Origin of the sequence: Pseudomonas sp. PB120 (assembly GCF_009761815.1) — a bacterium.
In the GTDB taxonomy this organism is placed as follows: Bacteria; Pseudomonadota; Gammaproteobacteria; order Pseudomonadales; family Pseudomonadaceae; genus Aquipseudomonas.
In genome coordinates, this window is the sequence record NZ_RWIN01000119.1 from 32393 (window position 1) to 45108 (window position 12716).

The 12716-nt window shown below is 60.2% G+C and carries 14 protein-coding genes; 7 read left to right on the forward strand and 7 right to left on the reverse strand.

All coding sequences use genetic code 11. The features are described 5' to 3' along the window. Positions 1-3: 3 nt before the first annotated feature. Positions 4-1161 (reverse strand): efflux RND transporter periplasmic adaptor subunit, encoded by a 1158-nt coding sequence (locus tag EJA72_RS21650; protein ID WP_157713445.1) that lies wholly within the window; start codon positions 1159-1161, stop codon positions 4-6. 266 nt (positions 1162-1427) lie between these two features. Here EJA72_RS21650 and emhR point away from each other — a divergent pair, with 266 nt between their 5' ends. Then, a complete protein-coding gene (gene emhR / locus EJA72_RS21655; RefSeq protein WP_157713448.1) occupies positions 1428-2060 on the forward strand; it encodes an efflux system transcriptional repressor EmhR in 633 nt (210 codons plus the stop codon). Positions 2061-2254: 194 nt separating this feature from the next. Here emhR and EJA72_RS21660 read toward each other — a convergent pair whose 3' ends face one another. The 4 genes from EJA72_RS21660 to EJA72_RS21675 form a co-directional block, all read right to left on the reverse strand. Next, positions 2255-2902 (reverse strand): hypothetical protein, encoded by a 648-nt coding sequence (locus EJA72_RS21660; protein ID WP_157713450.1) that lies wholly within the window; start codon positions 2900-2902, stop codon positions 2255-2257. Positions 2903-3057: 155 nt separating this feature from the next. Further along, positions 3058-4107 (reverse strand): alkene reductase, encoded by a 1050-nt coding sequence (locus EJA72_RS21665; RefSeq protein WP_157713452.1) that lies wholly within the window; start codon positions 4105-4107, stop codon positions 3058-3060. Positions 4108-4128: 21 nt separating this feature from the next. Further along, positions 4129-5295 carry an MFS transporter gene (locus tag EJA72_RS21670; protein WP_157713454.1) on the reverse strand — a complete coding sequence of 389 codons (1167 nt, stop codon included), beginning with the start codon at positions 5293-5295 and terminating at the stop codon, positions 4129-4131. Between the two features lie 34 nt (positions 5296-5329). Continuing rightward, positions 5330-5632 carry a helix-turn-helix transcriptional regulator gene (locus EJA72_RS21675; protein ID WP_157713456.1) on the reverse strand — a complete coding sequence of 101 codons (303 nt, stop codon included), beginning with the start codon at positions 5630-5632 and terminating at the stop codon, positions 5330-5332. Positions 5633-5786: 154 nt separating this feature from the next. On the opposite strand from EJA72_RS21675, the gene EJA72_RS21680 reads away from it, so the two are divergent. Further along, positions 5787-6365 (forward strand): ACP phosphodiesterase, encoded by a 579-nt coding sequence (locus EJA72_RS21680; protein WP_157713458.1) that lies wholly within the window; start codon positions 5787-5789, stop codon positions 6363-6365. Between the two features lie 133 nt (positions 6366-6498). Here the strand turns inward: EJA72_RS21680 and EJA72_RS21685 are convergent, their stop codons facing one another. Further along, positions 6499-7290 (reverse strand): 1-acyl-sn-glycerol-3-phosphate acyltransferase, encoded by a 792-nt coding sequence (locus EJA72_RS21685; protein ID WP_157713460.1) that lies wholly within the window; start codon positions 7288-7290, stop codon positions 6499-6501. Continuing rightward, the gene (gene olsB / locus EJA72_RS21690) at positions 7290-8045 is read right to left on the reverse strand and encodes an L-ornithine N(alpha)-acyltransferase (protein WP_007903792.1); all 756 of its coding nucleotides are present in this window, start codon (positions 8043-8045) and stop codon (positions 7290-7292) included. Before olsB ends, EJA72_RS21685 begins: the two co-directional genes overlap by 1 nt. 154 nt (positions 8046-8199) lie before the next feature. On the opposite strand from olsB, the gene EJA72_RS21695 reads away from it, so the two are divergent. The 5 genes from EJA72_RS21695 to EJA72_RS21715 all read left to right on the forward strand — a co-directional run bounded on the left by EJA72_RS21695 (position 8200) and on the right by EJA72_RS21715 (position 12645). Then, on the forward strand, positions 8200-9078 hold the full coding sequence (locus tag EJA72_RS21695; RefSeq protein ID WP_157713462.1) for an acyl-CoA dehydrogenase: 879 nt from the start codon (positions 8200-8202) through the stop codon (positions 9076-9078). Positions 9079-9244: 166 nt separating this feature from the next. Beyond that, on the forward strand, positions 9245-10339 hold the full coding sequence (locus EJA72_RS21700) for a serine hydrolase (protein WP_157713463.1): 1095 nt from the start codon (positions 9245-9247) through the stop codon (positions 10337-10339). Further along, on the forward strand, positions 10336-10650 hold the full coding sequence (locus tag EJA72_RS21705; protein WP_157713465.1) for an amidase: 315 nt from the start codon (positions 10336-10338) through the stop codon (positions 10648-10650). The genes EJA72_RS21700 and EJA72_RS21705 overlap by 4 nt, the downstream gene beginning before the upstream one ends. 245 nt (positions 10651-10895) lie before the next feature. Continuing rightward, positions 10896-11486, forward strand: a complete 591-nt coding sequence (locus tag EJA72_RS21710; RefSeq protein WP_157713467.1) for a YceI family protein — start codon at positions 10896-10898, stop codon at positions 11484-11486. A gap of 1 nt (position 11487) precedes the next feature. Continuing rightward, on the forward strand, positions 11488-12645 hold the full coding sequence (locus EJA72_RS21715; protein ID WP_157713469.1) for a phosphatidylserine/phosphatidylglycerophosphate/cardiolipin synthase family protein: 1158 nt from the start codon (positions 11488-11490) through the stop codon (positions 12643-12645). Positions 12646-12716 lie beyond the last annotated feature (71 nt).

The following is a 12716-nucleotide window of genomic DNA, read 5'->3' on the forward strand; positions in this document are numbered from 1 at the left end:
GGTTTACTCCCCTTTGCCGCTGGAAGCCTTATCAGCTGCCTGTGCGGGGGCCGGGTTCTTTGCGCCAACGTTAGTCGCTTCACTGGCTTTGACTTCGATGCCAGGTTTGACGAATTGCAACCCTTCGGTGATCAGTCGATCGCCGGCCTTCAGGCCGTCTTCGATCAGCCATTGGCTGCCGACGGTGCGGCTGGCCTTGAGCTGACGCAGTTCGACCTTGTTGTCCGGGCCGACGACCAATGCAGTCGGCACACCCTTGAGGTCGCGGGTCACGCCTTGTTGCGGGGCCAGGATCGCCGCAGCGTTCACACCGGCTTGCAATTGGGCGTGTACGAACATGCCCGGCAACAGCGTATGGTCCGGGTTCGGGAACACGGCACGCAGGGTCACGGAACCGGTGGTCTGGTCAACCGAGACTTCGGAGAACTCGAGCTTGCCTTCCTGCTTGTACAGGCTGCCGTCTTCCAGGGTCAGCTTGACCGCTGCCGCGTTTTCGCCGGATTTCTGCAGGCGCCCGCTGTCCAGCTCTCGACGCAGCTCAAGCAGCTCGACGGAAGACTGGGTGACGTCGACGTAGATCGGGTCGAGTTGCTGGATCACCGCCATGGCATCGACCTGGCCGCTGGTGACCAGCGCGCCTTCGGTCACGTTGGAACGGCCGATACGGCCGGAGAGCGGGGCGTAGACCTTGGTGTAGCGCACATTGATCTGGGCGGTTTGCAATGCGGCTTCGGATTGCAGGCGGTTCGCCAAGGCGGTGTCGTATTCCTGACGGCTGACGGCCTGCTCGTTGACCAGTTGCTTGTAGCGATCGGAGATCGATTTGGTCTGTTGCAAGTTGGCTTCGGCGCTTTTCTGCGTGGCTTCATACACGGCCGGATCGATCTGATACAGCTGCTGGCCGGCCTTGACGTCGCCGCCTTCCTTGAACAGACGCTTGAGAATGATGCCGTTGACCTGTGGGCGAACTTCGGCGATGCGATACGCGCTGGTGCGGCCTGGCAGCTCGGAGGTCAGGGTAAAGGCTTGAGGTTGCAAGGTAACAACGCCGACCTGAGGTGGTGGAGCGGCCGGTGCCGCCTCTTCCTTTTTGCATCCGCTTAGCAGTGATGCCAAGGCGAGGGCAGTGACCAGAGCGGTAACAGCTGGCTTGAATTGCATGAAAATCCTCGGGTCAGGCGCGAAAGAAACGCACTAGAAAGGTGGAAGGTTAAAAAATGAGCGCTGAGTGGATAAGTAGCTTGCTAAGGAATATACTTACGTTCATGGTTGTTTGTAAATACCTTGGCTGCGTATCCTCACCGTTACAGAAGCCGTTTCAAAGGTTCGAATTGTAGGCCGGGGACGACACCCAAGAACGTTCGCCCCACTTTTATTCAGCGGATGTTCAGGCATCGCTGAAGCATCCCGATTGAGGTTGTACTGCCATGGTCCGTCGTACCAAAGAGGAAGCTCAGGAAACCCGTAGCCAGATACTCGAAGCGGCAGAAAAAGCCTTTTTCGAGCGGGGCGTGGCGCGCACGACGCTGGCGGACATCGCTACCCTGGCCGGCGTGACTCGCGGTGCGATCTACTGGCATTTCAGCAACAAGGCGGATCTGGTTCAGGCCATGCTCGATACGTTGCACGAGCCGCTGGATGAAATGGCCAAGGCCAGCGAAAGCGAAGATGAACTCGACCCATTGGGCTGCATGCGCAAGCTGCTGATTCATTTGTTTCATCAAGTTGCACTGGATCCGAAAACCCGTCGCATCAATGAGATTTTGTTTCATAAGTGCGAATTCACCGATGAAATGAGCGATCTGCGCCAGCAGCGCGTGGTAGCCAGCCTCGACTGCAATGTCCGGATCGGCCTGGCCTTGCGTAATGCGGTGAATCGGGGGCAGTTGCCGGAAAATCTCGACACGGTGCGCGCAGCCATCAGCCTGCATGCCTACATCGACGGCATCCTGTATCAGTGGCTATTGGCGCCTGACAGTTTTCAACTGCACACCGAAGCCGAGCGTTGGGTCGATACAGGATTGGACATGCTGCGCTTGAGCCCCAGCCTGCGCAAATGAAACAAAATTCGTAATTGGACCTGTTTCTATCGACGGAAGACGCGGGCGAAGTTCAGCACTTCGCCCGCGTCGTCGTGATGAGGTGCTTTTATATACGCACTCGCTTCGGGATGACAGGTAGCGAGCTACGTATTTTGTAGGAATTTTGTGTCGTTGATGTGAAACGTCTCGCCTCATCCCGATTTATTGCAGCCTCAGCCCAGCGTGATTTCCACCTCGAAGTTGAAAGGCACATTCTCATCCATATTCGTGATTTTGGTGGTGCAAGCGATTTTAGATGAGCCAATGGAGTCAATTCTGTTTTTTACCGTTGCCCGGTGCCTCGGAGAAATAACGCCGAAGGATTTGCTCATGATCATGCCCAGTTCAAAGCGTACTTCGACACCCTGATCAATAAAATCTACAAACTGATTGAACATGATTTTGTTATTTGGCCATGGCGCGCCATACGTATAGGCGAAATCGGATTTGAATGCTGTCTTCGCGTAGGGGGCAAGCAGAAATGACTCACGTTCGGATTGACGCAATGGAAAGCTGGTGCGCGCTATTTTAAAAGTGTGAGGCGTGTTGTTGATGAGTTTGACGATTACACGGGTGTTTTTCGAACGTTGATTCTGTTTTCGCCATTCTGCTATTTTCTGATTCAGGGCGTTGTCTGATTCGATCCCCTCAAGAAAGCTGATTATTTCTACTTGGGCTGCGCCGATCAACTCATCCAGTGCTTGCTGGTTCTCCTCGCTGAACAGCAGCGGCGTCAGGTTGTAGAGTGTGCCAATGGAGGTGAAGTTGAAAAACGATAGTAAGTCTTCGTGCTTGTTGTTGGTTTCTTTGATGTTGTTCATGTCGATTCCTTTCTTATGAGTTTTTGTGGGTGCGTGCCGAAAGTAGCCGTGCACCAAGGTCTTGTGCAACTCTGATGTTGTTTCATTAGTTAAGCGGTTGCCAAATAAAAAAAGCCCCCGGTATTTCTACCGGGGGCTTTTTATATGAGCGAGGTTTACATCACTGGGTAGTCGATGTAGCCAACCGGGCCCTTGGCGTAAAACAACTCCGGACGCGCCTCGTTCAATGGCGCATCCGCCTTCAAGCGTGCCGGCAAATCCGGGTTGGCAATGAACGGCACGCCGAAGGCGACCGCATCAGCCTTGCCGCTCGCCAGCCAGGCGTTGGCGCTGTCCTTGGTGAAACGCTCGTTGGCGATGTAGGCGCCGCCGAACGCTTCTTTCAGTTGTGGGCCGAGGCTGTCGCCCGCTTCTTTCTCGCGGGAGCAGATGAACGCGATGCCGCGTTTGCCCAGTTCACGAGCCACGTAGGTGAAGGTTTCGGCCAGGTTGTCGTCGCCCATGTCATGGGAGTCGGCACGCGGTGCGAGGTGCACACCGACGCGACCCGCGCCCCAGACTTCGATCGCGGCGTCGGTCACTTCCAGCAACAGGCGAGCACGGTTTTCCAGGGAGCCGCCGTAGTGGTCGGTGCGCTGGTTGGTGCTGCTTTGCAGGAACTGGTCGAGCAGGTAGCCGTTGGCACCGTGGATTTCCACGCCGTCAAAACCGGCAGCCTTGGCGTTTTCGGCACCTACGCGGTAAGCGTCGACGATGTCGGCGATTTCAGCGGTTTCCAGAGCACGCGGGGTTGGGTAGTCGGCCAATGGGCGCACCAGGCTGACGTGGCCCTTTGGCTGGATGGCGCTCGGTGCAACCGGCGCTTCACCGTTGAGGTACGACTCGTGGGAGACCCGACCCACATGCCACAGTTGCAGGACAATCTTGCCGCCGGCGCCGTGGACCGCTTTGGTCACGTTGGTCCAGCCACGCACCTGGTCGTTGGACCAGATACCCGGGGTGTCAGGGTAGCCGACGCCCATCGGCGTGACCGACGTGGCTTCGCTGAGGATCAGGCCGGCCGAGGCACGTTGTACGTAGTATTCGGCCATCAGCGCGTTCGGCACGCGACCTTCGTCGGCGCGGCAGCGGGTCAGCGGCGCCATGATGATGCGGTTGGCGAGTTCGAGATCGCCCAGTTTGATCGGATCGAAAATAGTCGTCATGAAATAACTCTCTTGTGGAGATTAGTTGGTAGCAGGGGCCAGTTCGGGATTGCCGCTCTGGCGGAAAGTAATCAGGGTCACCAGCAGGGCGAGTACCGCCAGTGCGGCGGCCGCGAGTGGCACGCTGGTCAGGCCGTAGCCGTGGGCGATGACGCTGCCACCGACCCAGGCACCCAATGCGTTGCCGACGTTGAACGCGCCGATGTTCAGGGTCGACACCAGGTTCGGTGCTGCCTTGCCAAAGGTCACGACGTTCACTTGCAAGGCAGGCACGGCGGCAAAGCACGCGGTGGCCCAGAGGAACAGGGTGATTTCGGTCGGGATCAGCGCAACGCTGGTCCAGGTCAGGACGGTGGAGACCACGGCCATGGCGATGAACACGCCGATCAGCGTCGCGGCCATGCCTTTGTCCGCCAGCTTGCCGCCGATGATGTTGCCGGCAGTGAGGCCCAGGCCGATCAGCATCAGGGTCCAGGTCACGCCGCGTGGCGAGACGCCGGTGACTTCACCCAGCAGCGGCGCAACGTAAGTGAACAGGGTGAACACCGAGGCGGCGAACAGCGCGGTCATGCTCAGGGACAACCAGATGCCGGCACCCTTGAGCGCGGCCAGTTCGGCGCGCATGTCGAGTTTTTCTTCATCGCGTTTGGCCGGCAGGAAACGGATCAGGCCGATCAGCGCAATGACGCCGATGACGGTCACCGCCCAGAAAGTCGAGCGCCAGCCGTATTGCTGACCGAGCGCGGTGCCTAGCGGAACGCCAAGCACGTTGGCCAGGGTCAGGCCGGTGAACATCAGGGCCACGGCCGACGCGCGCTTGTTGGCGGGCACCAGGTTTGCCGCCACCACCGAACCGATACCGAAGAAGGCACCGTGACACAGCGCGGTGATCACACGGGCAAACATCAGCACGTCGTAGTCACTGGCCAGTGCACAGAGCAAGTTGCCGATGATGAAAATGCCCATCAACGCGATCAGTGCGGCCTTGCGTGGCAGTTTGGCAGTGGCCAGCGCCATGAACGGTGCACCGATGGCCACGCCCAGGGCGTAACCGGTGACCAGCCAGCCGGCACCGGGGATCGACACGCCGAGGTCCGCCGCCACATCGGGCAGCAGGCCCATGATGACGAACTCGGTGGTGCCGATGGCGAAGGCGCTCAAGGCCAGTATGAGTAGCGAGAGGGGCATGGTGGATTCCTTGTCGGCTGGCTGACGTGAAGGGTCAGAGCTCTTTACTGAAGGTGCGGAGGAATGCCTGGATGGTTTCCTCGTTACGTTTGAAAAAATGCCACTGGCCGACTTTACGGCTGGTGATGAGGCCGGCGCGTTGCAGGGTGGCCAGGTGGGCGGACACCGTGGACTGCGACAAACCGCAACGCTGATCGATCTGCCCGGCGCAAACGCCGTGCTCGTTGCTGTGGGACTGGTCGGGGAATTCGACGTCCGGGTCTTTGAGCCAGTGCAGGATTTCTCGTCGTACTGGGTGTGCCAGGGCTTTTATTATTTCGTCGAGGTCGAGGTTCATGGCTGAGGCTCGTGTTGAGTAAAACGCTATATCGCGATGGAACGAACTTTAAATCGTTATTTCGCGATATACCAATATGATTTTGTTTTGACGACCTCGTAAATCGGTATATCGGGTTATAACGATATTTGCTCCGCAGTGCTAAGCTGCGGGCATGAACTATCTCGCTCATCTACACCTCGGTGGCCAGCGCCCCGGTCAACTGCTCGGCAGTCTTTATGGCGATTTCGTCAAAGGGCGGCTGCAAGGGCAGTTCGATCCGGAGATTGAGGCCGCCATCCAGCTGCATCGCCGCATCGACGTGTTTACCGATCGGCATCCTGTGGTGGATGTCTCGCTATCGCGGTTTTCCATGACGCGCCGGCGGTATGCCGGGATCGTGCTCGATGTGTTTTTCGACCATTGCCTGGCCCGGGACTGGACGCTTTATTCGGATCAGCCGTTGGCTCGCTTTACATCAGGCGTGTACCAGGTGCTGTCCAGCGAGCCGCAGCTGCCGGAACGCCTGGCCAGGATTGCGCCGCACATGGTGGCGAATGACTGGTTGGGTTCTTATCAGGAGTTTGAGGTGCTGGAGCAGGTGCTGCGGGGGATTTCGCGGCGGTTGACCAAGCCCGAGGAATTGGCGGCCGCCATGCAGGAGTTGCGCGTGTTGTATGAACCGTTGAGTGAAGATTTCAGGTTGTTCTACCCACAGCTTCAGGATTTCGCGCAAAACCCTTCAACACCATAACCCCACTGTAGGAGCGAGCTTGCTCCGGGCGGCGTTCCGACGATGGACTTGAGAACGCCACGTTTAGCCAGTAAACACGCGTTATCGTTAACGACCATCGCGAGCAAGCTCGCTCCTACAGGGGGATAGGTAATCAGGCGGCAATCGCGGGGCGCATCGGGGCTCGCGCAGTTTCCGGAATCGCCCCGAACAACGCCTTCTGCACCGCCTGCTGCGCTTCAAACGCCAGCGCCGCTCGCTCGCGGCCTTCGCAGGCGATCGGCTTGAGCAGATGAATCTCCACATCGCCGCGATCATTGGCGAACAGGCGCATCAAGTGCGACAGCAAATCATCATCACCAATAAACGGTGCCAGCGAATCGAGCTCGCCATCGCGCAAGTAACGGATCGCCACCGGTTGCAGTTTCACTTGCGAATCAATCGCCGCCGACAGCAAGCGACCATGGAAGGTGCGCAGCGAACGGCCGTCGGTGGTGGTGCCTTCCGGGAACATCAGCAGCGGATGGGCTTGCTCCAGATGACGGGTCATCTGTTTGCGGATCAATTGACTGTCGCCCGAACCGCGGCGAATAAACAGGCTGCCCGCCTTGGCCGCCAACCAGCCCGCCACCGGCCAGGTCCGCACTTCGGCCTTGGACAGGAACGACAACGGCGTGAGCATCCCCAGCAAGGGGATGTCGGTCCAGGACACGTGGTTGCTGACCCAGAGCATCGAGGTCGTTGGCAATTCACCGTGAACCGTCACTTTGAAGGGCAGGGCGTTGCTCAACCGTGCCATGAAGAATCGCGACCAACGCTGGCGGCGAACCATCGAATGGGCGATCCCCATGCGTTCGAACAGCCCGAACACACTGGCCATGCTCAACCCCAGGCTCACCACCACCAGCACTCGCGCAATCCGCGCGTACACCCGCAACCGACTCATTACACGGCCGCCTTGAAGTGTTTGGCGTAACGCGGGCAGAGTTCGTCGCGCTTGAGCAGGATGAACACGTCGGCCACCTGGAAATCTTCATCCCAGCAAGGCTCGCCACAGATCTTCGCGCCCAGGCGCATGTAGGCCTTGAGCAGCGGTGGCATTTCGGCGATGACGTTGGACGGGATGTCCAGGGTCGGCAGCGGCTTTTTCGGCTCGGCGCGCAGGTGTTCGGTGCACAGGTAGCGTTCGCGCAGGCGCTGCATGATCGCGTGAGCCTGGATGCCGCCGTCCTGCATCGGGATGCTCGCGCAGCCCATCAAATAGCTGTAGCCGCCCTGGTTCAGGACTTCGGCCAGTTCACCCCAGAGCACGGCGATGGTGCCGCCGTTGCGGTAGGCCGGGTCGACGCACGTGCGACCGATTTCCAGGATCGGGCCCTTGAGGTGGACCAGGCCGTGCAGGCTGAATTCTTCTTCGCTGTAAAACTTGCCCAGGCTGCTGGCCGCGGTGTGATCGAGTAAACGGGTGGTCGCCACCAGGCGTCCGGTGTTCAAATCACGCACACCGATGTGGGCGCAGTGAACATCGTAGTCGTCCATGTCCAGACCCAGCTCCGCGCCCTTGAGCTTGGCGTTGAACTCGCCGCTGAACACGTTGAAACGCAAGGCCTGGGCCTCCTGAAGCGCCTCGGCGCCCACCAGGCGTTCGGCTTGCAGGCGGCGTTCGTTGCCGGTGTCGCTGATGCGGGCGATCTGAGTCATGGCGATTCTCCGTGCGGGCTGCTCACCCGACTTGGGTTACAGCGGATCGACTTTCTTTATCCAGCCTTGTTGTGCAAAGTCAGGCTATGTAGCCCCGGTGTCATCGCCATGAAGCTTTGGTGATGCTTATATGACAGCCCTCAAGGAGCCTCTTATGCCCTGGCAAACCCTGTTGAACCGCCACGATCGCCTGCCCGTCAACCCGGACCTGGGCGAAGGTTTTGCGACATTGCTCCACAACTTGGGATGCGTCACACCGTTCGAATTGGCGGTTGCTGGCGGTCGCCTGATGGCGACACCGGGGCTGGCGTTTCTGGTGGGTTACCAGGCGGCGTTGCGCATGCTTTGGCCGAGCGCGCCGCTGAGCCTGGGCGCGCTGTGTGCGACGGAGAATCGCAGCCTGCGGGCGACGGACATGCAAACCCGTTTGAGCGATTTGCGCGTGAGCGGGCGCAAGGATTTCGTCACAGCGGGCGATGCCGCCGACTGGTTGCTGGTGGCTTCACGCAATGAGGAACCGGGCGAGCCTGCACGCCTGAGCCTGGCCGTGATTTACCCCGGCGAGCCAGGTGTGCGCCTGGAAAAACTGCCGGCGATTCCGTTGATGCCGGACATCAGCCACGGTCGGTTGTTTCTCGACAATGCATTGTGTGAGTTGCTGGCGGGGGATGGCTGGGATGCGTACGTCAAACCGTTCCGCACCCTGGAAGACATCTATGTGCTGAGTGCGATGACGGCGTGGCTGTATGGCATTGGCCAGGAAAGCGAGTGGCCGCAATCCTTGCAGTTGCGCCTGCTGGCGCTGCTGGCCGGGTGTGCCGAAGTCAGCCGACAGGCGCCGAATACGCCGGCCGGGCATGTGTTGCTGGGCGGATTGTTTGCGCAGTTCGAAGGGCTCAAGACTGAGGTCGATCAAGCCCTGGCTGGTGGGCCGCAGCATTGGGCGGCGATGTGGCAGCGGGATCGGGCGGTGATGGATCTGGCGGCGGGTGCGCGAGGGAAACGGTTGGCCAAGGCGTTGGCGGCGACCTGACGGACCTCATCGTCGGAACGCCACTCCCACAGGGAATCTTCAGCGCGACATAAATCCAGTGTGGGAGTGAGCCTGCTTGCGATGGCGGCGGCATGGCCGACACAAATTCCAAAACTGTCATCAACCTCAACTAGGCTCAGCCAGTTCATCCCTCCGAGCCCCCGCCATGTCCAAAGGCTTGTCCCTGATCCTGATGTTATTGCTCAGCCTCACAGCCCACGCCGAAAACTGGCCCGCCGAGCAATGGTCGACCGGCCCGACCATCACCGGGCCCGCGCTCGAAGCCCTGGAGGCCTACGCCTTCCCACCCCGCAATGACACCACCCGCCAAGGCATTCGTACCGACGCCCTGCTGGTGATCCGCGACGGTCAACTGATCTTCGAGCGTTACGCCGGCCCGACCCGTGCCGACACGCCGCACCTGACCTGGTCCATCAGCAAGAGCCTGATGGCCACCGTGCTGGGGGTGGCCTATGGCGAAGGCCTGTTCAAACTCCGGGACCCGGTGCGCAAATTTTATCCACCCCTGGAAAAGCACCCGGCGCTGACTTTGGCCGATCTGCTGCATTGGGCCTCTGGGCTGGACTGGCAGGAAGACTACGAATACGCGCCGCTGAAGTCCTCGGTGGTCGCGATGCTCTACACCCGAGGTCATCACGACATGGCCGCGTTCACCGCCGATCACGCGGAATACGCCGCACCCGGGCAGGCGTTTCGCTACTCCAGCGGTGACAGCAATCTGCTGTCCGCCGCGCTGAAGAACATTGTCGGCCCGGCCCGTTATCCCGACTATCCATGGACGGCGTTGTTCGATCCGCTGGGCATTCGCCACGCGACTTGGGAAACCGACACCACCGGCACGTTCGTGGCGTCGTCGTACGCTTACCTCACCGCCCGGGACCTGGCTCGCGTCGGTCTTTTAATGGCGCGCGACGGCCGTTGGGGCGATCGCCAATTGCTGCCCAAGGACTGGGTCGCCTTCAACCGCGAGCCTTTCGCCCACTATCAAGCCCATCAGGATGACGCAGTGCCCGGCGGCCAATGGTGGCTCAACCGCGCAGTGGACGGCGCGACGCAACCCTGGCCCGACGCCCCCGCCGACACCTTCGCGGCGCTGGGGCACTGGGGGCAAGCGATGTACGTGATTCCCAGTGAGAACCTGGTGATCGTGCGCTACGGCGACGACCGGGACGACAGCTACCAGCACAACGAATTGCTCAAACGCGCCTTGGCGGCTTTTGCCGGGAAGGTGCAGCCATGAACCTTCGCCGACCGATTCTCGTGGTGTTGTCGGTGCTGCTGATCACCTTGCTCGGCTGGATCTGGCAAGAGCGCGTGGCGCTGTGGGCGTTCCCCGACATCATCAGCGCTTACACCGCCAAGGAATATTGTTCGTGCCGGTACGTGATGAACAACGACGCCGAGTACTGCCACAGCTATGTGAAGCAGTGGCTGCCGACCAGCGAATTCACCGATGACGCCACCGGCAAGCGGATCACCGTCAGCGGCATGGGCCGCAGCAACAGCGCCGTGTGGGTCGGCGAACGCCAGGGCTGCCGCCTGCAACCCTGATCCAACCGAAGGGCTCAATACGCTTTTTTGTGGCGAGGGAGCTTGCTCCCGCTGGAGTGCGGAGCACTCCCAAAATCAACCAGCGCTATTCTCCAGGCCCAAAACTGATGCAGGTTTTGCGTCTGCTGCGCAGCCGAGCGGGAGCGAGCTCCCTCGCCACAATGTCTGTGTGTCAGTGATGGACAGTTTGCATCTGGCTCACAGCCGGTTAAGGTTCGTGCAGGTTTATTTCAGTACGAGTCTCTATGTCCAGGCGGTCCCGCTGCAAAATCCTCGGTTTCCTGCTGTTGGCCGGCGCCACGCTGTCGGCCCGTGCCGACTGGTACCTGGACGGCGAGTCTTCGCGGCTGTCGTTCGTCAGCACCAAAAACGCCAACATTTCCGAGGTCCAGCGTTTTCTGGTGCTGCACGGCAAGGTCGATTCCAAGGGCCTGGCGGAAGTCGAAGTCGAGCTGGATTCAGTCAACAGCGGCATCCCGCTGCGGGACGAACGCATGCGCAAGGACTTGTTCCAGATCCAGACCTTTCCCGACGCGTTGATCACGGCACAGATCGACTTGCGGCCGATCAACGACCTCGCCCCCGGCGCACAACTGGAGCTGCGCTTGCCGCTGACCGTCAACCTCCATGGCAAGCAACACGCCTACAACGCCGAATTGTTGGCGACGCGTCTCGATGACCGACGTTTCCAGGTGGTCACCCTTGAGCCGCTGGTGATCAACGCTGAAGATTTTGACCTGGCGCCCGGCCTTGAGAGCTTGCGCAACGTCGCCGGGTTGTCGGCGATCAGCCTGTCGGTGCCGGTGGGTGCGGTACTGATTTTCACGGCGCGCTGACATGGCCGGTCCGATTTTTCCCTGGCGCGAAGGCAACAGCTTTGAGCTGCTGATCGACGGCCCGCAGTTTTTCCCACGGATGCTGGTGGCGATTGCCCGCGCCGAAGAACAGGTCGAACTGGAGTTGTACCTGGTGGAGGCGGGTGCTTGTGCCGAGGCGATGGTTCAGGCGCTGGTCCAGGCCGCCGAACGCGGCGTTCGTGTGCGTTGCCTGTTCGATGATTACGGCAGCCTCGCGTTCACCTTGACCCTGCGTCAGCGTTTGCTGGCCGCTGGTGTGGAACTGCGTTTCTACAATCGATTGAACTGGCGGCGCTGGGTCGGCAATTTTTATCGCGATCATCGCAAGCTGTTGCTGGTGGACCAGAATCTGGCAGTGGTCGGCGGCACGGGGGTCACCGATGAGTTCTGGACGCCGGGCGAAGACGTCAGCGAATGGCACGAAGTGATGGTGGAAATCACCGGCCCGCTGGTCATCGACTGGCAGTTGCTGTTCGATCGGCAATGGATCGCCAACCGTCATCGTCGCGCCTGGAAACCCGCTTCGCACTTCGGCTTGCCGCGATTGCCCCGCGTGCCGTCCAAGGGCGAGGGCATGGGCCGGGTCGCCTATGCCGACGCCCGTCAACACCGCGACATCCTGCAATCGCTGGTGCGCGCGCTGAACAGTGGGCAGCGGCGGATCTGGCTGGCCACGCCGTATTTCCTGCCGACCTGGAAAGTCCGCCGCTCACTGCGTCGGGCGGCGAGCCGGGGCGTCGATGTGCGCTTGCTGCTGACCGGACCGCGCACCGATCACCCCTCGGTGCGCTACGCCGGGCATCGCTATTACCCGCGATTACTCAAGGCCGGGGTGAAAATCTTCGAGTACCAGCCATGTTTCCTGCACCTGAAAATGGTCCTGATCGATGATTGGGTCAGTATCGGCTCGTGCAACTTCGACCACTGGAATTTGCGCTTCAACCTGGAAGCCAACCTTGAGGCTCTGGATCCCGGGCTGACCCGGGCGGTGACGGCGAGTTTCGAGAAGGACTTTGCGCAAAGCCTCGAAGTCAGCCTGGAGGCCTGGCAACGCCGGCCGCTGTGGCGACGGGTGAAGCAGAGGATCTGGGGATGGGTGGATCGGCTGGTGGTGAACCTGCTGGATCGCCGGGGCTAGTCGTCACACCCAAAAACCACTGTAGGAGCGAGCTTGCTCGCGATGGTGTGTCAGCCAACATTAACGTTGGC

What these genes read in the sequence shown, in the direction of transcription:
- EJA72_RS21650 (WP_157713445.1), bottom strand. Translation starts at nt 1,161, where the DNA reads ATGCAATTCAAGCCAGCTGTTACCGCTCTGGTCACTGCCCTCGCCTTG.
- emhR (WP_157713448.1), top strand. Translation starts at nt 1,428, where the DNA reads ATGGTCCGTCGTACCAAAGAGGAAGCTCAGGAAACCCGTAGCCAGATA.
- EJA72_RS21660 (WP_157713450.1), bottom strand. Translation starts at nt 2,902, where the DNA reads ATGAACAACATCAAAGAAACCAACAACAAGCACGAAGACTTACTATCG.
- EJA72_RS21665 (WP_157713452.1), bottom strand. Translation starts at nt 4,107, where the DNA reads ATGACGACTATTTTCGATCCGATCAAACTGGGCGATCTCGAACTCGCC.
- EJA72_RS21670 (WP_157713454.1), bottom strand. Translation starts at nt 5,295, where the DNA reads ATGCCCCTCTCGCTACTCATACTGGCCTTGAGCGCCTTCGCCATCGGC.
- EJA72_RS21675 (WP_157713456.1), bottom strand. Translation starts at nt 5,632, where the DNA reads ATGAACCTCGACCTCGACGAAATAATAAAAGCCCTGGCACACCCAGTA.
- EJA72_RS21680 (WP_157713458.1), top strand. Translation starts at nt 5,787, where the DNA reads ATGAACTATCTCGCTCATCTACACCTCGGTGGCCAGCGCCCCGGTCAA.
- EJA72_RS21685 (WP_157713460.1), bottom strand. Translation starts at nt 7,290, where the DNA reads ATGAGTCGGTTGCGGGTGTACGCGCGGATTGCGCGAGTGCTGGTGGTG.
- olsB (WP_007903792.1), bottom strand. Translation starts at nt 8,045, where the DNA reads ATGACTCAGATCGCCCGCATCAGCGACACCGGCAACGAACGCCGCCTG.
- EJA72_RS21695 (WP_157713462.1), top strand. Translation starts at nt 8,200, where the DNA reads ATGCCCTGGCAAACCCTGTTGAACCGCCACGATCGCCTGCCCGTCAAC.
- EJA72_RS21700 (WP_157713463.1), top strand. Translation starts at nt 9,245, where the DNA reads ATGTCCAAAGGCTTGTCCCTGATCCTGATGTTATTGCTCAGCCTCACA.
- EJA72_RS21705 (WP_157713465.1), top strand. Translation starts at nt 10,336, where the DNA reads ATGAACCTTCGCCGACCGATTCTCGTGGTGTTGTCGGTGCTGCTGATC.
- EJA72_RS21710 (WP_157713467.1), top strand. Translation starts at nt 10,896, where the DNA reads ATGTCCAGGCGGTCCCGCTGCAAAATCCTCGGTTTCCTGCTGTTGGCC.
- EJA72_RS21715 (WP_157713469.1), top strand. Translation starts at nt 11,488, where the DNA reads ATGGCCGGTCCGATTTTTCCCTGGCGCGAAGGCAACAGCTTTGAGCTG.